Raw genomic sequence first — 20,664 nt, 5'->3', positions numbered from 1 at the left:
GATGCGCCCGAGCGCTGCGGCGACGCATCCCTCCTCGATCTTCCCCCATCAATGGGCTGAGAAGGGAAGGTCGACGAGGGGGTTGATATGCCGAACAACCGTAGCGCTTAGCTCGCGATGGGAACCGCGCCGCGTTCCTGAACCATCTCGCCGATTCGGCGGATTCGGCGGAGCTTCGCGTCGGGCATGATGTTGTCCGACACGCCCAGGATGCACGCGGTTCCCGGCGCGATGTCTCGGAAGATGCCTTCCATCGCCGACTCGAACTGCTCGTCCGTGTAGGGGTCTTCGAGGATCGTCGACGGAACGCCGCCCCAGACGATCACGTCGTCGCCCCATGCTGCGCGCGCTTCGGACAGCGTCGTCTCGACCATGGGATGCGTCGCGAAGCACTCCGCCATCCCGAATCCCGCCCGCCGGATGTTCTCCAGGATATGGCGCGAATCGTTGTCCGCGTGCAGGGCGAGAACCTTCCCGCGCGACCGCAGAAGCGCTGACAGATCGCGGTAGTACGGCTCGATATACCGCTCGAAGAGATGCGGCGGCGTCATCTGGCTCGAAAAGTGGACGCCGTGGAGGATGAGCCGCGCCGGTGAGTCCGCGATGAGATGCCACACGTCGGAGCGGTCGCGATCCGACATGACGGCGAGAAGGCGCTCGACCTCGTTGGCGTGGTCGTTCAGGTGGTAGAACGCGCTCCCGTAGCCGACGAGCGCGCGCATCCAGTGATGGAAGGGGCAGTCGCCGCACGACACGAGCGGATAGCCGTCGTCGCCGATCTCCGCTTCGTAGGCGGCGTACTCCTCGTAGGTCGGCGCGTAGGTCGTGTTCTCGGTGATGTACTCCGCGACGGCGTAATCCTGCGGACCCCTCAGCATGAACTCGACCTGCAGGTCCTGAATGCCTTTCGCGCGGAGGTCGTCGCTTCCCTGCATCCGCGTCGTGACGACGCCGGCGGGCGTGGTGAGCTCGGTCAGCAGGTTGCGGGCGTCGAGGGCGGTCGAGCGGCTCTGGACGCCGCTCACGCTCGACCGAAAGACGCGCCCGTCGCGGGCTGGGGTTCCCATGCCGAGGTCGCGTTCGATCTCGCGGAGCGGCATGTTCCGGTAGCGCTCCGGCAGCGTTCCGGCAAGCTGCTGCGCTTGATGCCAGATCAGTAGTCGAGGGATCCAGGGAACGCGGTCGGGAGCCTTGCCGTCGAGGATGCGGAGCACGCGCTCTCGGTTCGTCATGGAGGCGTCCTCTCGGTCAGTTCGTCCTATCCGGTTGAGCGGGAAACAGCTCGTCCTGCTTCTGCCGCAGCGTCCAGAGGATCGAGTCCGGCGGCGGCTCGACCATGCGGCGCGTGATGAGGGTTCCCTGCGGAACGTCGACCGTCAGCCGGTTGCCTTCGAGCAGGTAGTACGGCAGCGGAGCATCAGGTTCAGGAGTCGCAGCGGGAACCAGAGAAGCCCGCAGGTCCCGCGACCAACAGGACTTGCCGGCGGCGCACACCATCTCTCCAACCCGGAAGCCGCGCGTCACGGTCGCGGCGACATCCACACTCGGAACGATCCGATGGCTGCCGGTCGGAGCGCGGAGCAGTCCGGCGACCAGAATCGACATCGCCGTCTCCGCGCCGCAGAGGTGATGCGGTCGATAGATGAGGAACGCCGAGCGGTCGCGGTTCGTCAGCGTTCCCTTGACCGCCATGACGTGCCGCGCCTGCGGATCGGAGGTCGTCATGACGATGAAGACCCCGCCGTCCACCGACGGCGACTCGCCCGTGCGCAGGATGTTCGGGAGCGCGACGGCGTTCCGTGTGTGCAGAATCCCGCCGTCCGCTTCCGGACAGAAGACGCTCGCAAGTTCCGTGACCCGCAGCGGCGTCCGATGCGCCGACGGGTTCTCGGACATCAGCCGCGAACCGTTGGCGATGACCGCCAGATGCGCCATCGTGTCGCCGAAGTCGTCCTCGGCTTGCCAGTCGGCGGTCACCCGGTCGCGGACTTCGGTGTACCGGCGCACCTCGCCCGGCGGGATCGGATCGAACGCCCACCGGTCGCCCGGCGGAACCGTGATCTGGCTCCCGTGGCTCGAAAGCGTGCCCGATGCCGCGTCGTACGCCCACTCATGCAGGTAGCCGCCGCAGAGAACCTCGAATCCGAGCGCCTCTGCCCACGCGATCAAGCCCAGGGCCAAGCCCGGCTGGTCGCCGTCCTCGGCGGTGTAGACGACGCCCGCACGGTCGGCGAGGTATTTCAGGATCGCCCCGCAGGTGGCGTCCGCTTCCTTGTCGACCATGACGACGTGCTTGCCGTGCCGGATCGCCTCGTAGGCGTGGCGAACCCCGGCTTCCGGCACGCGAGTCGCCGTGACGATCACGTGCAGCGGCAAACCCATGAGGAGCATGGCGTCTTCGACGATCACCCACTTGCCCGCCTCCATCGCCCACAGAGCCCGCGAGGCGTTGCTGCATATTGCGATGTCGTCTTCGCTGACTCCGGCTTGCTGGAACGCTCGGCGAGCGGCGGCGGGGTCGATGTCGGCGACGATCCGAATCTCAAGCCGAGGGATGAGACGCGCCTGCGTGACGATGGACGCGCCGAAGCTGCCGCATCCGACCAACGCCGCCCGGACGACCGGAGGGTCTTTGACTTGGCTGAACAACTGCTGGTCGATCATCGATATCCACCCGCGTAGAGAGGAGGGGGCATGGAAGACAATGGGTCGTCCGCGCCGGCAACAGCCCGGTTCCGCCTCTGGAAGCTTGAGTCACCCCTGTTCCTCAGCCAGAATAGGATGCGTTCCACTGTGCGGCTGGAGGCTTCCCGATGGCGCTCAACACCGTCTACCGACTGTTCGCCGCCCTTGGCATCGGGGCGCTGGTGTCGGGATGCCAAACCACTCCGCGCGAGGTGTCGCACGCCGAGATCAAGTACCGCAACGGTCGGTACGAAAGCGCGCTGCTAGACTACCAACGCGCCTTGAACACCGTCAAGCAGCCGTCTGCCGCCGAGATGCGCCTGCGCTACAACATCGGCACGACCTACTACCGCATGGATCAGACGCGCAGCGCCGTGGCGGAGCTTCTCCCAGCGGCAGAACGCGCCGCGACCGCTCGGGACCGCGATGCGGGCGCGTTCCGAGTCCGCGCCTTTTACAACCTCGCCAACGCGTTCTACCGCGAGGACGACTACGCGCGCGCCGTCGATGCCTACGTCGCCGCCCTCAAGGTCGATCCGCACGACGCCGACGCCAAGCACAACCTCGAACTCGCCCTGGAACAACTCGAACAGCAGTCGTCGGCGGGGGGTTCCCCGGAACCCGACAACCCGAACCCCACTCCCACGCCTGGCGAAGGCGACCGAGAACCCCTGCCGCAGAACCCCGCCGGGCTCTCCACGGATCAGGCGAGACGGCTGCTCGACATGCTCGGCAGCGACAACCTCAGCCGACAGCGCGACCGCACGACGAACCTGGTTCCGCCCCGCTACGACGTGGAAAAAGACTGGTGAACCGAAGCGCCTCGCAGCACCGCGCGTCACGGCGAACGAGGGCAGTCGCCGCCCTCTGCCTGACGCTTCTGCTCGCCGCCGGATCCGCCGTCTGCCAGTCGCTGGAGATGCGCGTCACGCCGGAGGACATCCCGCTCGACGAGGTCGCCGCGCTTCAGGTTCTACTCCGCGACCCGCCGACGGACGCTCCCCGCATCCCGACGATCACCGCGCCGGGCTTCGCCATCGAGGCGCTGCCGCCGCCGGGCGGACGGTTCACGTCCGAAGGCATCCTCTGGCGATACCTGCTGGTACCCGTGGACACGGGCTCGGTCGCCGTGGAAGCCGCGCTGACGGTCAACGGGCAACTCCTGCGCCAGACGCGGAACGTCCGAACCTTCGACCGCGCCAAGCCCTCCAGCCCAGCACGGGAACCGGCGGCGAACCGCTCCCGGTCCGACCGCGCCGCGTCGGAAGACCTCACCGGACGGCGGTTCGTCCGCGCCGAGATCGACCGGACGAGCGCGTTCGTCCATCAGCAGGTGACCTACAGGTTCCGCTACTACTTCGAGAACTGGTTGCCTGCCCGAGAAGCCCCGCAGTACGCCCTGCCGACGTTCGAGGGATTCCTCGCGCACCCGCTCGACGATTCCCGCGCCACGCAGAAAGGCAAGGAGACCGTCGACGGACGCGAGTACTACGTCGAGGAGATTCGCGTCGCGCTGTTCCCCCTGACGCCCGGAGAGCGCCGCCTGCCACCGACGCGGCTGATCCTTCCAGCCGTCGCGCGCATGCCGTCGCGTGAGCTCACGACGGAGCCCGTCTCGCTCACGGCGCGTCCCTTGCCGGCGGAGCCCCCGGACTTCTCCGGCGGTGTCGGCGAGTTCACCGTCCGCGCGGAGTTCATGCAGTTCCAGGGCAGAGCTGGCGAGCCCCTGACACTCCATACCCGGATCGAAGGACGCGGGAACCTGGCGACGTTGACCCGCGTGCCCAGACCCACCGCCGACGGCGTTACGGTCTACGAACCCACCGTGAAGGATACGATGGATGTCGTCGGCGATCAGTGGGGCGGAACCCGTACGTTCGAGTACGTCTTGACTCCCACCCAAGCCGGGACCTTCACGGTCGTCGTGCCGGAGATCGTCACCTTCTCGCCGTCACAGGGCAGCTACGTGCGCTCGGAGCCGATCTCCCTGACGGTTCCCGTTGGAGAAGCCCTGCGAGATGATTCCGACGGCGCGCAGCCGGTTCCCATCCGCCGAGGGAGCGGCTGGGCTCCGTGGCTGGCGCTGCTTGCGGCGCTCGTTGTCGGCTGGCTTCTGTGGAGGCGCAGGAACCGGCGTGCCGAATCCGTGGAACCGAGGGCAGACGCCGCCTCTCGCCCGACGAGGACGACGTCGGCAGGTCTCGACGGCATCCGCGTCGGAGACGGGCAGAGGGTTTGCCGGGAGCTCGGCGGGCTCCTCCGAGCGCGGGCGGCTCAGGCGATGGGCGTGCCTGCGGAGTCCCCCGATCTGCTGAGCCGCCTCGGACAGAGCGGCACCCCGAACGCCTCAGCGGTTGTCGATCTCATCCGCCGGTGCGACGAGGGAGCCTTCGCGCCGATCCAACTATCGGCGTCCGAGCAGCAGTCGCTCATCGACGCGGCGCAGTCAGCACTGGGAGCCTTCGCGCCGAACGATCCGCCGACAAGCTAGGTCGCGCACTACTTCCGTCAACATGGAGTCCGGTCTTACCCCTCGCCCGACCTTCTGCCCGAAGGGAGAAGGAGGCGAGTCTGGGTTCCTCTCAGACCGGAGGGAGCAACGCTTCCTCCCCTGCGAGGCGGAGGCTGCGGACCTACGGAACCGTCGTGATCGTGATGGGGATCGTCTTGGTCTCCGACGCGATGTCGTAGCTCGTCTGCACGCCCTTGTCCGTCACCGAGATGACCTGCGAGATCGCCGTCACGATGAGCTGAATCACCTCCACCTTCACCGCGCCCGATTCCAGCGATGCGGGAGCCTGCCAACCGATCGCGAAACTCCCTGCCGCCGTGCCCGTCTCGGTTCCGACGAGCTGACCGTGACCCGTGACGTTCACCCACGAGAACCGCACCGCCTCCGCCCGCACCGGCGTCACCGTCGCGGCGATGTCCACCGTCTCGCCGGGGACGACGCGCGAGCGCGTCACGTTGACCCCGACTTCGAGCGCCACGTTCTTGTCCACGTTCGTCATGTCGCCGAAGCTCGGCTCCGACGGCGTCGATTCCCCGCCGCATCCCGCCGCGCCGCCCACCAGGCCGCCCACGAGAACGGCGAGGCAGAAGCCCAACCAGCGCTTCATCGCCCGTACCCCCTTGCTAGCCAGACGTACGCATCGATCCGCCCACCAACAGATACGTGCCGATGACCGCGTCCGGTTTCCCGCGAGGGCGATGACGTCGCTTCCGCATGCAGGCTCTGGGACGTCGGGGCAGGTCTCAGACCCGCCCTACATGCCCTTCACGCCGAGGGCTTCGGGAACCGCCGGGGCTCCGGCGTCAGGACGATGTTGACGACGACGCCCTGGATCTGGATGTCGTCCGACGGGCGCACGAACGTCGGCGGGTAGCCCGCCTCCCGGTTCTCCGAAAGCAGCACCGCGTCTCCGCTCTCGCCGATGAAGATGCGCTTCAGACCGCTCCCGCCGTTCAGAAGGGCGACGACGATATCCCCGCTCCGAGGTGTCAGCTTCGGATCGACGATGACGCGCGACCCCGGCAGAATGTGCGCGTCCACCATCGAATCCCCTTCGACGATCAGCACATAGCATCCCGGACGCGCTCCCAGACCAGGGGCCCACGCGTACCAGTCGAGGATCTTCTGGTGCTCTTCGTCCAGCGGGCCCGCGTTCACATGACCCAGCACCGGCAGCATGATGACGCGGTCGACGCCCGCCTTCACGCCCGCCGATGGCGCGTCGGACGCCTCCTCCAGCAGATACGCCACAGGAACCCCGAAATAGGCTGATAGGCGGTCGAGCGTCTCCAGCCCCACCTGCTTGTTCTGGTTCCGCACCAACACGGAGATCGTCTGCTGCGACACGCCGAGAGCCGCCGCGAGCTCCTCCTGCGGAATCCGACGCCCCTCCCGAAGCTCCTTCTCTCGCAGCAGCCGGGACAATCGCAATCGCATCGGAGCCCTCCTTGACCGCCAGCATCCGCCGACACACTTGCTGGAACCAGTATATCACGTAGACTTCGTATGGATAACTAATAATACTGGTATACGGTGGCACTGGATACACGTTTGAGTGGGCTGAAGTTGGCGCTACGAAATGCCACGTCCTACCAGAAATACTGGTGAACCGGCAGAGGGAATCCCATGATTCCAGGGAAGATCGAGCCGAGCACGCCGGATGCCGCTGAGCGCGAGAGGCTGGCGGAACTCGCCGCGCGTGGCGACTGCGACGCATTCAGCCGACTCGCGGATGCTTACCGACGCCATCTCTGGCAGCACGCCCACGGGCTTTGCCGCGACGAGCATCGCGCCGACGATCTCGTCCAGGAGACCTTTCTGCGCGCGTGGCAGATGCGCGAGAGCTATGTCGTCGGGGCGAGCAGCTCATGGCTCAAGTGGTGCAAGCGCATCTTGCAGCGGCTCGCCATCGACGAGTGGCGGCGGGACCGAGCCATGCCCTGCGTCTCGCTGGATGCCTGCCTGGGCGACGCCGGGTCGCGCGAATCGATCGCGTCGCTGCGGGACCCGGCTCCGCTCGCCCACGAACGCCTGCGTGCGAAAGAAGATGCCGAGCGCGCCCGCCGGATTGTGGCAGCGCTCCCGGACCGGCAGCGGCAGGTGCTCTCGTTGCTCGCCGAAGGACACTCGCGCGAGGAGATCGGCAGGATGTTCGGGACGGCGCGGAACACGGTCCGCATCTACCTCTACCGCGCCCGCACCGCCGTGAGAGAGTCGCTGGCGGATTCCTGACCGCATCGCGGCGGCAGCCAAGAACGCCGCCGCGTTCGATTCCTCGCCGCCCTGCGTTGATTGACGCGCCCCGTGCCGCTGGCTACAATGCCCGCGTAGTCGAAACGGCACGGGGAGCCCCATCCGAATGCCCGCCCTCACGGACGCACAGCGCCTTTCCTTCGAGACCAACGGCTATCTCGTCATCCCGGAAGCCCTCTCACAAGACGAACTCGCCTCCGTCCGACGCGCTGCCGATGCCGCCGAAGCCCGATGGCGAACCGACACGTCCCTCAAAGGCTGGCGCACGCCCCGCATCGAGCAGGTGCAGGCTCCCATCGAATACGACGACCTGCTTTTCGACCTGCTGGAACACCCGGCCGTGTTCCCGCTCATCCGCGACATCCTCGGCGATGACGTGTCGATGATCGACAACGACTACTTCATCTCCCCGGCGCGGTGCAGGTCTCACACGGCTTGGCATCACGACGTCGGCATGGCGGGCGTCTACCATCCCCGCTCCGTCATGATGGTCAAGGCGTTCTACATCCTCGAAGACATCCCTGCGAACGGCGGCGCGACGCTCCTGCTGCCCGGATCGCACCGCTACCCGCTGGGCTTCGCTCTGCCGCAGGTGGACGACCCGTCCGACATGCCCAACGCGGTGAAGATGGCGCTGCCCGCCGGTTCCGCCTTCTTCTTCAACGGCAGGACGTACCATTCCTCGTCGCACAACGATTCGGACTCGCCGCGCCGCGTTCTCATCTACAACTACGGACACGCCTGGATGCGCATCTGGGAGGGCTACGAACCGTCGGAAGCGCTCCGGGCGAAGGCGACAACCCCGCTGCGCCGACAACTGCTCGGAATGACGAACCCCTACGGACCCTACGCCGTCAGCTCGTGAAGACGGCACCTACGAGGAGCGACCGATGAGCGACGACCTGAAGATCAAGAGCCACAACATCACCGACCGACCCAGCCGGTCGCCCGCGCGAGCGATGCTCCGAGCCGTCGGGCTCACCAACGACGACCTCGACCGCCCGATCATCGGCATCGCGAACACCTGGACGGAGCTGGGTCCCTGCAACCTGCACCTGCGGCGCATTGCCGAGAAGGTCAAGGAAGGCGTCCGAGCCGCTGGCGGAACCCCGCTGGAGTTCAATACGATCGTCATCTCCGACGGCATCTCGATGGGCACCGAGGGCATGAAGGCGTCCCTCGTCAGCCGTGAGACGATCGCCGACTCCATCGAGCTCGTCGTGCGCGGTCACTCGCTCGACGGCTTCGTCGCCCTCTCCGGCTGCGACAAGACGATCCCCGGCACCGTCATGGCGATGGCGCGGCTCAACCTGCCGTCCGTCATGCTCTACGGCGGAACCATCGCGCCGGGACGGTTCCAGGAACGCAACGTGACGATCCAAGACGTGTTCGAGGCGGTGGGAGCCTTCGCCGCCGGCAAGATGTCGGAGAACGAGCTCATCGAGCTCGAAGGAGAAGCCTGTCCCAACGCCGGAGCCTGCGGAGGGCAGTTCACCGCGAACACGATGGCGACCGCCATGGAGGTCCTCGGCGTCTCGATGATCGGCAGCGCGAGCGTCCCGGCGATGGACCCGCTCAAGGACGAGGTCGCGTTCCAAGTCGGCAAGCTCGTCATGGAAGTCCTGCGGAAGCGGCTCCTTCCGCGCGACATCATCACGCGCGAGGCGCTGGAGAACGCCATCGCGTCCGTCGCGATGACGGGCGGCTCGACGAACGCCGTGCTCCACCATCTCGCCATCGCGCGCGAAACGGGCGTGCCGCTCCATATCGACGACTTCGACCGCATCAGCGCCAAGACGCCGCTGCTCGCCGACCTCAAGCCGGGCGGACGCTACGTCGCCAACGACCTCTACCGCGCCGGCGGCGTGCCGCTCGTGGCAAAGCGCCTGCTCGACGGCGGATACCTCCACCGCGACTGCATCACGATCACGGGTCAGACCATCGGCGAAGCCGCGCTGACCGCCGTCGAGACGCCCGATCAGGACGTGGTTCGCCCGCTCTCGAACCCGATCAAGAAGACGGGCGGCATCCTCATCCTCAAGGGGAACTTGGCGTCCGAGGGCTGCGTCCTCAAGATCGTCGGGCACAACCGGATGCACCATCGCGGTCCCGCGCGGGTGTTCGACAACGAGGAGAGCTCCTTCGAGGCGGTGCAGACCGGGAAGATCAAGGCGGGCGACGTCGTCGTCATTCGGTATGAAGGACCCGTCGGCGGACCCGGCATGCGCGAGATGCTCGCCGTGACAGGCGCGATCGTCGGCGCGGGCATCAGCGACCAGGTGGCGTTGATCACCGATGGGCGCTTCTCCGGCGCGACGTACGGGTTCACCGTCGGGCATGTCGCTCCTGAAGCCGCCGTCGGGGGACCCATCGCGGCGGTGCGCGACGGTGACATGATCGTGCTCGATACGGAGACGAGGACGCTCAAGGTCGAGCTCTCGGACGAGGAGATCGCGGCGCGTCTGCGCGACTGGAAGAGGCCGGAGCCGCGCTACACGACGGGCGTCATGGCGAAGTACGCCCGGCTCGTCTCCTCGGCAGCCGAAGGCGCTGTGACCAGCTAGCGTCCGTCGCTGTCGGCGCGCTTGCGCCAGTCCGACGGAAGCGAGGTCGCAGCGATACCGTGGGCTTGTGGTTGGTGGCGGATCTGAGACCCGCCCCGACCGCGCGTCAACGCCGCTCGGTGCGCAGCGGCAGCGAACGGAAGGAATCGTCGCGTGTCGTCCAACCTGATCGCGTTGCAGAACCGATTCCTGGGAACCGGCGACACCGTCTACGACATCCTCTCCCGACTGCACTCGCAACAGGGCTACATCTCCGACGCCGACATCCTCCGCATCGCGCGGGAACACCACCTGCCGCCCCAGCATGTCCGTTCAACAGCGAAGTTCTACGAGGAGCTCGCCCACGACCGACCGGCGCGGCACGTCGTCAAGGTGTGCAACGGCGAAGCGTGCGGCGCAGCCGGCGGATCGACCCTCAAAGCCGAGCTGGAATGCGATCTGGCAGGCTCTGCCGATGTGCGGGTCGAAGAGGTCTCCTGCCTCGGATACTGCGGCAAGGGCCCCAACGCGATGGTGGACGGTACGCCGCTCAGCCTGCGCGATCCCGAAACCCGCGCGATCGTCGTCCGATCCCTCACCGAAGACACGGCACACGGACTCGAAGAGCCGACGAACGCCTTCTATACGCCCGTTGAAGGCAAGCCCCGCATCGTCATGCGCCACTTCGACGGCGATGTCGTCTCGCTGGAGCACGCCCGGCGCGCCGGCATCTACGACGCGCTGGAGAAGGCCGTCGCGGCGATGACGCCTGCCGAGCTCCGCGCCGAAGTGACAGCGAGCCAACTGCGCGGACGCGGCGGAGCCGGGTTCCCGACGGGGACGAAGTTCCAGACCGTCGCCGAATCGCCCGTGTCGGACGGTTCCGGAAGGCGGTTCGTCGTCGTCAATTTCGACGAAGGTGACGCGGGGGCGTATATTGACAAGGAGATCGTCGAGCGGGACCCGCACAGCCTGATCGAGGGAACGCTGCTCGCCGCCTATGCCTGTGGGGCCCAAGAAGCAGTCATCTACGCGCGGTTCGAGTATCCGCAAGCCATCGGCGTGCTCCGTCGCGCCGTCGAGGAGGCGCAGGCTGCCGAGTTCATCGGTTCCCCCGTGTCGGGCTCGTCGTTCCGATGCGACGTGCGGGTCGTCGAGGGCAAGGGAGCCTACATCTGCGGCGAGGAGACGAGCCTTCTTCGCTCGCTGGAGGGGCTTCCCGCGCTCGTGAGCACGCGCCCGCCGTTTCCGGCGCAGAAGGGCTTGTGGGGCTGCCCGACGGCGGTCAACAACGTCGAGACGCTCCACAATCTGCCGTGGATCGTCGCGCACGGCGGAGTCGCCTATTCCGCGCTGGGACACGAGCGGTCGCGCGGGACGAAAGCCGTCAGCCTGAACACCCGCGTCCGTCGTCCGGGAATGTACGAGGTCGAGTTCGGTGTCACGCTGCGAGAGCTCCTCTTCGATCTCGCCGGAGGCATGGAGGAGGGGCAGCGGTTCAAGGCGGTTCAGATCGGGGGCCCCCTGGGCGCAATCCTATCCGAACGCGCGCTGGATACGCCCATCGACTTCGAATCGCTGGCGAAGGTCGGCGGGCTGCTGGGACACGGAGGGATCGTCGTCTACTCGCACGAAGACGATCTCGTCCACGTCGCGCGCGGGCTAATGAAGTTCTGCGCCGTCGAGAGCTGCGGCAAGTGCTTCCCGTGCCGGATCGGCTCCGTTCGAGGCGTCGAGCTGATCGACCAGATGATCGAGACCGGTGTCACGGAGAGCCGATTGGCGCTCTTGGGCGACCTGTGCGAGACGATGAAGTTCGGTTCGCTCTGCGGATTGGGAGGGATGCTCCCAGCGCCCATCGAGTCGATCCTGCGCGATTTCCCCCAGGAGTTCGCCCGATATCGGTAACGGGGTCCGTCGGCTTCTGCTCACAGTTCGTTCCGAACGGCGCAAGGAATCGACGACACAGACGACGAGGGAGGCTCGCGTGAACCCGCTTCCGGGCAGTGCGACGGTCACGGTCACCATCGACGGCATCCAGACGCGCGTCGCGCCGGACGCGACGATCCTCGCGGCGGCGCGGTCCGTCGGGCGAGAGGTTCCGACGCTCTGCTACTCGGACCGGCTCAAGCCCTACGGCGCGTGCCGCGTCTGCATGGTCGAGCACGATGGCAGGAAGCCCGTCGCGGCGTGTCACACCGTCGTGACGCCCGACGCGAGCTACCGCACGCGATCGCCGTTCCTGTCGCGGCTGCGGCGGAACATCGTCGAGCTGATTGTCAGCGATCACCCGCTGGAATGCCTCTCCTGCGCGGCGAACGGGCGGTGCGAGCTCCAATCGCTCGCGTCCGAAGTGGGGCTCCGCGTGCCGCGCTACGAGAACCCCCGAACCCACACGCCGCCGCGCGACGACTCCCATCCCTTCATCAAGCTGGAGATGGAGAAGTGCATCGGCTGCGCCCGGTGCGTCCGCGCGTGCGACGAGGTGCAGGGATCCTTCATCCTCGGCATGGCGGGACGCGGCTACGATGTCCGCGTCATCGCAGGCAACGACACGGGCATGGAGGAGGCGGACTGCGCGAGCTGCGGTCAGTGCGTCTTCGAGTGCCCCGTCGCGGCGCTGGAGGAGCCCGGCACGCGGGAACACGGCTTGCCCGACCGCTCGGTCAAGACGACGTGCGCCTACTGCGGCGTCGGATGTTCCCTCGTGGCGCACATCAAGGACGAGCGGATCATCCAGATCGAGCCGGACCTCGCCGGTTCCGCGAACCGAGGTCACGCCTGCGTCAAGGGCAGATTCGCCCACCAGTACGCGCGCTCACAGGATCGCCTCACGTCGCCGCTCATCCGTCAACCGGACGGGACGTTCCGCGAGGCGTCGTGGGACGAGGCGCTCGACCTGATCGCGTCGCGTCTCTCGCAGACCCGCGAGGAGCACGGGCCCGACGCCTTCGGGGTCATCAGTTCGTCGCGCTGCACGAACGAAGAGAACTATCTGATGCAGAAGTTCGCGCGGGTCGTCATGGGGACCAACTCCATCGACAACTGCTCGCGCGTGTGCCACTCGCCGTCGGCGTACGCGCTGGCGAACGCCTTGGGAACCGGCGCGGGAACCAGCAGCTTCCAGGACGTGGAGCGTTCCGACCTGCTGCTGATTGTCGGCGCGAACCCGACGGAGGCGCATCCGGTCTTCGGAGCGCGCATCCGACAGGCGGCGCTCAAGGGCTGCAAGCTGATCGTCCTCGATCCGAGGAACACGGAGCTCGCGCGGCTGGCGGATATCCACGTCGCGCTGCGTCCCGGTTCCAACGTCGCCGTCATCAACGCGATGATCCGCGTGCTGATCGACGAAGGCTACATCGACACGGGCTTCGTCGCGGGCCACACCGAGGGCTTCGAAGAGCTCCAGGCGGAACTTGTTGACTGCACGCCGGAATGGGCGTCCGAGCTGAGCGGCGTTCCCGCCGACACGATCCGGGCGGCGGCGCGACTCTACGGGAACGCGCGCGCGGCGCAGACGCTCTGGGGTTTGGGCGTCACCGAGGCGGGACACGGTTCCAACGCGGCGTTCGGGCTCATCAACATGGCGGTTCTCACGGCGAACGTCGGCAGACCCGGCACGGGAGCCAGCCCGATCCGAGGGCAGAACAACGTCCAGGGCGCGGCGGACGTCGGCGCGCTACCGGACGTGTTCACGGACTACCGCCCAGTGTCCGACCCCATCGCGCGCGCGGCGCACCTGAAGGTCTGGGGCGTCGAGCCGCCGTCGAACAAGGGCTTGCGCATCCCCGACATGCTCGACGCCGCCCAAGAGGGCACGCTCAAGGCGATGTACATCCTCGCCGAGGACATCGCGTTGTCGGACCCCAACACGGCGCACGTCGTCGGGGCGCTCGAATCGCTCGACTTCCTCGTCGTTCAGGAGATCTTCATGAACCCGACGGCGGAGCTCGCCGACGTGGTTCTGCCGGGGGCGAGCTTCCTGGAGAAGGACGGAACCTTCGTCAACAGCGATCGGCGCATCCAGCGCGTCCGCCGCGCCATGGATCCGCTCCCCGGCGCGATGCCCGACGGCGACATCGTCAACGCCATCGCCCGGAAGATGGGTCACGACCTCGCCGCCGACAACGGACCCGGCACGCCCATCGTTCCGAGCCGCATCATGGACGAGATCGCCTCCCTGAACGCCAAGTGGGGCGGCGTCAGCTACCGGCGGCTCGACGAAGCGGGGTTCCTCCAGTGGCCCTGTTACGACGAGAACCATCCGGGAACCGAGATGCTCCACACGGGCGGGCAGTTTCTGCGCGGCAAGGCTCGGCTCACCCCGACGCCCTGGCAAGAGCCCGGCGAGCTCCCGGACGACGAGTATCCGCTGATGCTGACGACCGGCAGGCAGCTCTTCCACTACAACGCGGGGACGATGACGCGCCGGACGGACATCGTGCAGCTCGACGTCGCCAAGGAGGAGACGCTGCGGATGCATCCGAGCGACGCGCGGCGGCTGTCGATCCACCACGGCGACATCGTGCGCGTCACGTCGCGGCGGGGCTCCGTCGATGTGCGTCTCGAAGTGACCCGCGCGACGAATCCGGGAACCGTGTTCATGACCTTCCACTTCCCGGAATCGCGGACGAACCTGCTGGTGAGCTGCGCCGCCGACGAGTTCACGGGCTGCCCGGAGTACAAGATCTGCGCCGTGCGCGTCGAACCGTCCGCCCAGGGAGCCCCGCGCGAGCGTCCCGCGCCCAATACCTCCTAGTGGTCTGTCATGGTGGTTATGACGATAACCTCGATGGGCCTTCGCGCAGGGCTTTCGGAATCGTCATTCCCGCGAAAGCGGGAATCCAGAGACTCTAGGCTCCCGCTTTCGCGGGAGCGACAAGCACTGATCGCCGGTGCTCGGGGCGTCGAGTAGCTCTGGGTACCACACTGACTGACCACTGGGCTCCGGCTCTCGCGGGAGCGACAGGTGAAGGGGCGGGAACGACGAGCGCTGGTGAGCAAAGGACATGTCCACTGAGTATTCCCGATCGCACACGCAACGACGTCCTCATTGAAGCAGGTCATCGATGCGCGATCACGACGTGCAGGAAGTATCCTGTTGATGTCCACCACATTGTCTCACGCCAACAGAAAGGAAGCAATGAGTTCGAGAACCTGATCGCTCTCTGCACGGAGTGCCACGCTCGGGCCCACCGTACGAAGGAGATCAGCTCGAAGGCGCTCCAGGCGTACAAGGCCAATCTCTCACTACTGAACCACCGATATGGTGAGATGGAGAGACGACTGCTCCAGTACTTCGCAGACGACCCGACGAACCAGGTTGCCAAACTGCCTGGAGGGCTTGACGTGTTGCTGATGTATCTCATCAAGGACAAGATGATCGCAGAGATATCCGTGGGCGGAACCGTGAAGATCCTTGGGTTATCGGCTGTCAAAGGCTATCAGCTGACACAGGAGGGGAAGCAACTTGTTGAGTCCATCCGCAAAGGTGACGCTATCCCTTAGCTGTGGTTGCTAGTTTCGCTGTCTGAAGCAACAGGACGGAACCGGTACTTGGCGCACAGTGGCGGCAAGTCCGCACCGTTTCCGAACTGCACTCGACTTGCCCAAGACGTCTGGACACAACTCCTAGTGCCACGAAGCGTCAACGATCGCGGAGGATTCCGCCATGCCGCATCTCGCCGTGTTTCCCAAGGGCTACATGGACGACCTGTGCGTCCACAAGACGATGACGCTCCTCGACTGGATCGAGCTCGCCTCCGAGCTAGACGTGGAGGGCTTGGAGTTCTACGACGGGTTCTTCGAGTCCTTCGAGCCGGAGTACCTCGACCGCGTCCGGAAGGCGCTCGACGCGAAGCGGCTCGCGATGCCGATGCTCTGCTTCTCGCCCGACTTCACCCAGCCCGACCCCGACGCCCGCCAGCGCGAGATCGAGCGCACCCAGCGCGGCATCGAGCTTTCGGCGCGGTTGGGCGGCGTGACCTGCCGCGTCCTGTCGGGACAGGCGCGGCCCGAAGTGGAACGCGCCGACGGCGTCCGCTGGACGGTCGAGTGCATCCGGGCGCTCCTGCCGCATGCGGAACGCCACGGCATCGTCTTGGCGATGGAGAACCACTACAAGGACGGCTACTGGCTCTACCGCGAGTTCGCCCAGCGCATGGACGTGTTCTTGGAGATCGTCGATCAGATCGACTCACCGTGGTTCCGCGTGAACTACGATCCGTCGAACGCGCTCGTGGCAGGCGACGATCCCATCGAGCTCCTGCATGCCGTCAAGACGCGCGTCGTCTCGATGCACGCCAGCGACCGCTACCTATCCACTGGAAACCTCGACGACCTCAAGCAGGCGGACGGCACGCTGGGATACGTCAGCACGCTCAAGCACGGAGTCATCGGCGAGGGGCTGAACGACTACGACGCGATCTTCTCGGCGCTGGCGGGCGTCGGCTTCGACGGGTGGGTCTCCATCGAGGACGGCGAGAACGGCATGGACGACCTGCGCGCGTCCGTTGCCTTCCTGCGCGAGAAGATGCGGAAGCACTTCCCGGCATCCAGCGCTTGACGCGCTGACCCATCGCAGCCAGCAGGGCGAATGCAGGGCGGGTTTCAACCCGCCCAACTGCTTCAGGCGTCGTATGGAGGATGAGCGTTCACCGCGCCCGAGAGTGCGGCGTCAGGAAGGACGGAACCGCATCGGGTCGCCCGCCGTCGGGCTGCCGGAGGGAGGTCGGCTAGCTCTCGGCGTTCTGCGCCTTCCGGTTCTTGGCGCGACGCTTCTGACGCTGCCGAATCTGACTTCTGCGTGCGTTCTTGCCGCTCTTCGTGCGTGCCATGTAGGCTGTATCCTTCCTGAATCGCGTTTTCCGTTCAGAACAGGGCGTCCGCCTTGCCAGTGGGCGAGGCGATCTGTTGGGGCTTCGCCTGGGTCGATGCCGACTGCCATGATCGGGTCTTGGCGTTCCTGCCCGCCGTCGTTGCGCCCGCCTTCTTCGTGGACGCTGCCTGAGCTCGTTTCTCGATCTTCGTCTCTGCCTTCGCCGGTTCTGCCGGCTTGGTCGTCGGCTGGCGATGATTCCTCTGCACCAAACGTATCACCGGCATGGGGGCGAGTCAATCGACGCAGCGCTCATCCAGGGCTGTTTCATGAAGCCCCTCGGACCCCGCACGGCGGGGTCCAGACGAACGTCCACTGCTCCGACGGGACACCAGCCGTCCATGGAGCCACCGTTTCCGCCCCGTCGCTCCCGCGAAAGCGGGAGCCCAGAGTCCTGGATTCCCGCTTCCTGGCCCCGCGAAGGCGGAGCTCGCGGGAATGACCCGTTGGGTGGACCCGATTCGGGATCAGGCGGTCCGTTCTTGAAACAGCCCTGGCGCTCATCGGGCTATGGGACGTGTTGGGGATGTGTCAAGCACGCGCGCCAGGGAGATGGCTGTGGTCTTGGGAGCGGACGTCACTTTGGCAGACGTTCACGCTGCCGTAGGCGCAGGTTCCATCTGGCGAGGCAACCATCGCGTGCCAACGCCTGCTGTCCACGGTCCGATCGATTGCGCGGCGGCAATGGGCAGAAATCAGCCATAGGGAATGAGGTAAGGGTGGTTCTGGGAACCGCCCTACCTGGCTGACCGTTGGCGTGGGTTACTTGTGAATGACCATCCGGCGCGTCTCGCGGAAGCTGCCCGCGCGGAGCTCGTAGACGTACACCCCGCTCGCGACCCTCTCCCCGAGCTCGTTCCGACCGTCTCAGTACGCCGCCTCGTCACGCGACGTGTAGTAGCCCGGCTCGCGGTAGCCCAGGTCGAGCTTGCGCACCAGGGAACCCGCCACGTCGTAGACGCTCACCGTGACGGCGGAGCCTTCCTTCAGCTCGAAGGGAATCCACGTCTCCGGGTTGAAGGGGTTGGGGTCGTTCGCCATGAGGCGCGTGAAGATGGGCGCAGGACGGACGGCAACCGCCGGAGGCACGCTCGCGGCGACCTCCTTCGTCGCCACGTTCCCGCTGGCGTCCAGCGCGCCGACGACCAGCGCGGGAAGGGCTGGGCTGACGATGTGCTTGATCCTCGTCGGACCCATCAGGTTGGTCGTCGGCTCGAGAGCCTTCGGGTCGTAGGTGACATTGACCATCTCGCCGTCAGCGACGACGTACCCGGCGATCGTCGCCGAGACGGTCGGCGACTCATTGCACGTGTCGGTGACCAAGTAGCGGACGAGGAAGAATCCGTTCGGGTTGCTGCCGTCGGACTTCTTCCCTCCGGCGGGCACGGCTCCCTTCTTGGCGGGCTCACCGGCTGGGTTGATCGTCGGCGTCAGCGATGCCGTGATGGACGGCGCGATGGTGTCCTTGACGATTACCGTGCGCGTCTCAGTCGACGAGTTGCCGCTAGCGTCCGTTGCTGTGTAGATGATGGTGTACTCACCCGGCGTGCCCGCATCGACTGCGCCACCGATGGCGAGCGTCGGGCTCCGGTCGTCGCTTCGGGTTGTGTAGCGGATGAGCCAGGCTCAATCAACGGGCGAGGTGCAGGCAGGCGCACTGCTTCGGGCTCAGCGGGACGGGATAGGCGCGATCAGGAGGCGCGGTCGCGCATCTCGCGGAGGAAGTCGTCGACCATCGCGTCGAGGTCGAACCGGGGCTGCCAGTCCCATTCGCGTTCCGCCGCGCTGTCGTCGATGGGCAGGAGGGCTTTGTCGAGCAGCGCCTGCGTCTCGAGGTTCGGCTCGAAGGAGATGCGCGCCGTTGGTATGCGCGCGCGAACGGCATCGGCGATCTCGCCCGCGCTGGGCGTCGGCGGCACGCCGTCCATCAGGTAGTGAACCGTCTCGATCCGGTCTGCCGGCGCGTCCGCCAGCTCGATGGTTCCCCTCGCGGCGTCCTTGTAGTAGAGCAGCGGGCAGCGCGTCTCCGGCTTCACCCACACGACGAACGGGTTCCCCTTCGCGCTCTCCTCGATCATCCACGACGTGTACTGGACAACGCCCGGATTGCTGACACCGGGTCCCACGACGGACGGATAGCGGAACCCCCGCACGTCGAGACCGTACTTCCGCCGGTAGAAGCTCGCCAGATTCTCGCCGAAGAGCTTCGTCGCGCCGTAGATGAGCGTCGGCTTCTGGATCGAGTCGTCGCGCATGACGCCGTCGTGGACGCCCGACCCGAAGACCGCCATGCTGCTCGCGAAGAGGACCTTCGGCACGTCGAACAACCGCGCCGCCTCGAAGACGTAGAACGTCCCCAACACGTTCGCCTGGATGGAGCCGGACGGGTCCGCCTCCGACGGAACCGACAGCATCGCTCCCAGATGGTAGATGACTTCCGGAGCCGCCTCCTTGACCGCGTGCAGGACGTGGTCGAAGTCACCGACGTCGCCGCGCCGGATCGTCAGCCCATCGGCGATGTCTGCCACGCGATCCGTCGCGCCGCTCCGGCTGAACAGCGTCACCTCGTCGCCCCGCGCGACGAGCATCCGAGCGATCTCCGCCCCGACGAAGCCCGTTCCGCCCGTGATGAGAACCCGCACGTCATCCCTCCCGATCCGCTAGGCCGCCCTCAGTCGAACTCCACGTCCCCGAATCGTACGCACCGGAGCTCGCCGCCGATCACCTCCGCGATCACGACCTCCGTGTTCCTCAGACGCCGCCGGAAGGCGAACTCCGGCGCCACGTTCGCCAGGACGAGCGGCAGCCCCGCCGCGAAGACCCCGCCGTGGCTCACCAAGAGCGCGTCGCCGTCCTCGCTCAACACGTGTTCGATGAACGGTAGAAACCGACGCTCGATGTCGCGTTGGCTCTCACCGCCGCCCACGCGCGCGCCCAGGTCCCCGTCGATCAGCCAACGGCGCATCGTCTCCTCGAACTGGGCACTGCTCTCCGGCGTGTACTCTTGCATCTCATAGTCGCCGACGTCGAACTCGCGGAGTCCCTCGTCGGGCGTCACGGCGGCGATGCGCAGCCGCGCCGCGACGATCTCCGCCGTCTGGACGGCGCGGATCAGCGGACTCGTGAAGATGCGGGCGATCCCCGCGCCGACGAGCGATTCGGCGAGGGCGTCCGCCTGCCGGACGCCGGTCTCGGTCAACGGAAAGCCCTCCGCGCGGTTCACGTAGATTCGCCGTGTGTTCGCTTCGCTCTCGCCGTGGCGCGTGAAGTAGAGGCGCATAGGCGCTCCGTGGCGTCAGGAGGGCAGGCAGATTCGGCTACAATCCGGCGAAGGGAGTCTACACGACAGGCTGTGGGCGTAGCACCCTGAGCTTTCCTTGACAAGCGTTTTGTTTTGCGTAGTCTCTATGGTGCTGGTCACCTTCGATGCCGGCTGGAACACGCTGGGTCAGGCGATGGCGCTTTGGAACTACCCGGCTGCCACGGACTTGACGATCGTGAAGGTTTCCGATCCCTCGAATCTGTTGAGAGTCGTCGGAAACAAGCTGCGAGTCACCAACCACGACCAGACGAACTCTGTCGCGCGCATGACGTTCCTGCACGTGATCATCGGTGGCGGCTCGAATGCGTTGCCGTCGGTCGATCCGTGACATGACGGCGCAGTGAACGAGGTCTCCGATGAAAGCCTATGCTCGATGGAGCTTGTGCCGTTGGCTCGTCTTGACGTTCCTGGTGGCAACGGCGGCTTCGGGGCAAGAGGCGACGTGGATTCCTTCGAAGATCATCGGGTGCGA

18 protein-coding genes and 1 pseudogene are annotated in these 20,664 nt (G+C 66.4%); 10 read left to right on the top strand and 9 right to left on the bottom strand.

What is annotated here, in order from left to right; translation table 11 throughout:
• Positions 1-107 precede the first annotated feature (107 nt).
• Both FJZ36_03700 and FJZ36_03695 read right to left on the bottom strand, forming a co-directional pair.
• Positions 108-1,232: a hypothetical protein gene (locus FJZ36_03700; GenBank protein MBM3214003.1), complete on the bottom strand. Its 1,125-nt coding sequence runs from the start codon at positions 1,230-1,232 to the stop codon at positions 108-110.
• A gap of 16 nt (positions 1,233-1,248) precedes the next feature.
• Positions 1,249-2,664 carry a hypothetical protein gene (locus FJZ36_03695; protein ID MBM3214002.1) on the bottom strand — a complete coding sequence of 472 codons (1,416 nt, stop codon included), beginning with the start codon at positions 2,662-2,664 and terminating at the stop codon, positions 1,249-1,251.
• A 149-nt stretch (positions 2,665-2,813) separates the two neighbouring features.
• On the opposite strand from FJZ36_03695, the gene FJZ36_03690 reads away from it, so the two are divergent.
• Positions 2,814-3,497: a tetratricopeptide repeat protein gene (locus FJZ36_03690; protein ID MBM3214001.1), complete on the top strand. Its 684-nt coding sequence runs from the start codon at positions 2,814-2,816 to the stop codon at positions 3,495-3,497.
• Entirely contained in the window at positions 3,494-5,176 is a 1,683-nt protein-coding gene (locus tag FJZ36_03685; protein MBM3214000.1) for a protein BatD, read from the top strand. Before FJZ36_03690 ends, FJZ36_03685 begins: the two co-directional genes overlap by 4 nt.
• Before the next feature lie 142 nt (positions 5,177-5,318).
• Here FJZ36_03685 and FJZ36_03680 read toward each other — a convergent pair whose 3' ends face one another.
• A complete protein-coding gene (locus FJZ36_03680) occupies positions 5,319-5,804 on the bottom strand; it encodes a hypothetical protein (GenBank protein MBM3213999.1) in 486 nt (161 codons plus the stop codon).
• 158 nt (positions 5,805-5,962) lie between these two features.
• Positions 5,963-6,634 carry a helix-turn-helix domain-containing protein gene (locus FJZ36_03675; GenBank protein MBM3213998.1) on the bottom strand — a complete coding sequence of 224 codons (672 nt, stop codon included), beginning with the start codon at positions 6,632-6,634 and terminating at the stop codon, positions 5,963-5,965.
• A gap of 189 nt (positions 6,635-6,823) precedes the next feature.
• Here FJZ36_03675 and FJZ36_03670 point away from each other — a divergent pair, with 189 nt between their 5' ends.
• The 7 genes from FJZ36_03670 (at position 6,824) to FJZ36_03640 (ending at position 16,558) form a co-directional block, all read left to right on the top strand.
• Positions 6,824-7,429, top strand: coding sequence for an RNA polymerase sigma factor (locus FJZ36_03670; GenBank protein MBM3213997.1), 606 nt, complete (start codon positions 6,824-6,826; stop codon positions 7,427-7,429).
• A 127-nt stretch (positions 7,430-7,556) separates the two neighbouring features.
• Positions 7,557-8,315: a phytanoyl-CoA dioxygenase family protein gene (locus tag FJZ36_03665; GenBank protein MBM3213996.1), complete on the top strand. Its 759-nt coding sequence runs from the start codon at positions 7,557-7,559 to the stop codon at positions 8,313-8,315.
• A gap of 25 nt (positions 8,316-8,340) precedes the next feature.
• Positions 8,341-10,014, top strand: a complete 1,674-nt coding sequence (ilvD, locus tag FJZ36_03660; protein ID MBM3213995.1) for a dihydroxy-acid dehydratase — start codon at positions 8,341-8,343, stop codon at positions 10,012-10,014.
• Between the two features lie 153 nt (positions 10,015-10,167).
• The gene (locus FJZ36_03655) at positions 10,168-11,901 is read left to right on the top strand and encodes an NADH-quinone oxidoreductase subunit L (GenBank protein ID MBM3213994.1); all 1,734 of its coding nucleotides are present in this window, start codon (positions 10,168-10,170) and stop codon (positions 11,899-11,901) included.
• A gap of 79 nt (positions 11,902-11,980) precedes the next feature.
• Complete coding sequence (locus FJZ36_03650; protein MBM3213993.1) at positions 11,981-14,752, top strand: formate dehydrogenase subunit alpha; 2,772 nt, start codon at positions 11,981-11,983, stop codon at positions 14,750-14,752.
• Between the two features lie 158 nt (positions 14,753-14,910).
• On the top strand, positions 14,911-15,501 hold the full coding sequence (locus tag FJZ36_03645; GenBank protein ID MBM3213992.1) for an HNH endonuclease: 591 nt from the start codon (positions 14,911-14,913) through the stop codon (positions 15,499-15,501).
• A gap of 163 nt (positions 15,502-15,664) precedes the next feature.
• Positions 15,665-16,558, top strand: coding sequence for a sugar phosphate isomerase/epimerase (locus FJZ36_03640; protein MBM3213991.1), 894 nt, complete (start codon positions 15,665-15,667; stop codon positions 16,556-16,558).
• Between the two features lie 305 nt (positions 16,559-16,863).
• Here the strand turns inward: FJZ36_03640 and FJZ36_03635 are convergent, their stop codons facing one another.
• From FJZ36_03635 to FJZ36_03615, 5 genes and pseudogenes are all read right to left on the bottom strand, one after another.
• Positions 16,864-17,097, bottom strand: a complete 234-nt coding sequence (locus FJZ36_03635) for a hypothetical protein (GenBank protein MBM3213990.1) — start codon at positions 17,095-17,097, stop codon at positions 16,864-16,866.
• Between the two features lie 640 nt (positions 17,098-17,737).
• Positions 17,738-18,256, bottom strand: a complete 519-nt coding sequence (locus FJZ36_03630) for a hypothetical protein (GenBank protein MBM3213989.1) — start codon at positions 18,254-18,256, stop codon at positions 17,738-17,740.
• Positions 18,257-18,337: 81 nt separating this feature from the next.
• Positions 18,338-18,487 (bottom strand): annotated as a pseudogene (locus FJZ36_03625) (DUF5011 domain-containing protein).
• Positions 18,488-18,561: 74 nt separating this feature from the next.
• The gene (locus FJZ36_03620) at positions 18,562-19,527 is read right to left on the bottom strand and encodes an NAD-dependent epimerase/dehydratase family protein (protein MBM3213988.1); all 966 of its coding nucleotides are present in this window, start codon (positions 19,525-19,527) and stop codon (positions 18,562-18,564) included.
• Between the two features lie 14 nt (positions 19,528-19,541).
• The gene (locus FJZ36_03615) at positions 19,542-20,150 is read right to left on the bottom strand and encodes a histidine phosphatase family protein (GenBank protein MBM3213987.1); all 609 of its coding nucleotides are present in this window, start codon (positions 20,148-20,150) and stop codon (positions 19,542-19,544) included.
• A 127-nt stretch (positions 20,151-20,277) separates the two neighbouring features.
• Here FJZ36_03615 and FJZ36_03610 point away from each other — a divergent pair, with 127 nt between their 5' ends.
• Positions 20,278-20,520, top strand: a complete 243-nt coding sequence (locus tag FJZ36_03610; GenBank protein ID MBM3213986.1) for a hypothetical protein — start codon at positions 20,278-20,280, stop codon at positions 20,518-20,520.
• The last annotated feature ends 144 nt before the right edge of the window (positions 20,521-20,664 follow it).

The organism is Candidatus Poribacteria bacterium (genome assembly GCA_016866785.1).
Lineage (GTDB): Bacteria > Poribacteria > WGA-4E.
Note: the sequence above shows the minus strand (reverse complement) of the source record. Positions and strands in the feature narration are given on the sequence as shown.

What these genes read in the sequence shown, in the direction of transcription:
- FJZ36_03700 (MBM3214003.1), bottom strand. Translation starts at nt 1,232, where the DNA reads ATGACGAACCGAGAGCGCGTGCTCCGCATCCTCGACGGCAAGGCTCCC.
- FJZ36_03695 (MBM3214002.1), bottom strand. Translation starts at nt 2,664, where the DNA reads ATGATCGACCAGCAGTTGTTCAGCCAAGTCAAAGACCCTCCGGTCGTC.
- FJZ36_03690 (MBM3214001.1), top strand. Translation starts at nt 2,814, where the DNA reads ATGGCGCTCAACACCGTCTACCGACTGTTCGCCGCCCTTGGCATCGGG.
- FJZ36_03680 (MBM3213999.1), bottom strand. Translation starts at nt 5,804, where the DNA reads ATGAAGCGCTGGTTGGGCTTCTGCCTCGCCGTTCTCGTGGGCGGCCTG.
- FJZ36_03675 (MBM3213998.1), bottom strand. Translation starts at nt 6,634, where the DNA reads ATGCGATTGCGATTGTCCCGGCTGCTGCGAGAGAAGGAGCTTCGGGAG.
- FJZ36_03670 (MBM3213997.1), top strand. Translation starts at nt 6,824, where the DNA reads ATGATTCCAGGGAAGATCGAGCCGAGCACGCCGGATGCCGCTGAGCGC.
- FJZ36_03665 (MBM3213996.1), top strand. Translation starts at nt 7,557, where the DNA reads ATGCCCGCCCTCACGGACGCACAGCGCCTTTCCTTCGAGACCAACGGC.
- ilvD (MBM3213995.1), top strand. Translation starts at nt 8,341, where the DNA reads ATGAGCGACGACCTGAAGATCAAGAGCCACAACATCACCGACCGACCC.
- FJZ36_03640 (MBM3213991.1), top strand. Translation starts at nt 15,665, where the DNA reads ATGCCGCATCTCGCCGTGTTTCCCAAGGGCTACATGGACGACCTGTGC.
- FJZ36_03635 (MBM3213990.1), bottom strand. Translation starts at nt 17,097, where the DNA reads ATGCCGGTGATACGTTTGGTGCAGAGGAATCATCGCCAGCCGACGACC.
- FJZ36_03615 (MBM3213987.1), bottom strand. Translation starts at nt 20,150, where the DNA reads ATGCGCCTCTACTTCACGCGCCACGGCGAGAGCGAAGCGAACACACGG.
- FJZ36_03610 (MBM3213986.1), top strand. Translation starts at nt 20,278, where the DNA reads ATGGTGCTGGTCACCTTCGATGCCGGCTGGAACACGCTGGGTCAGGCG.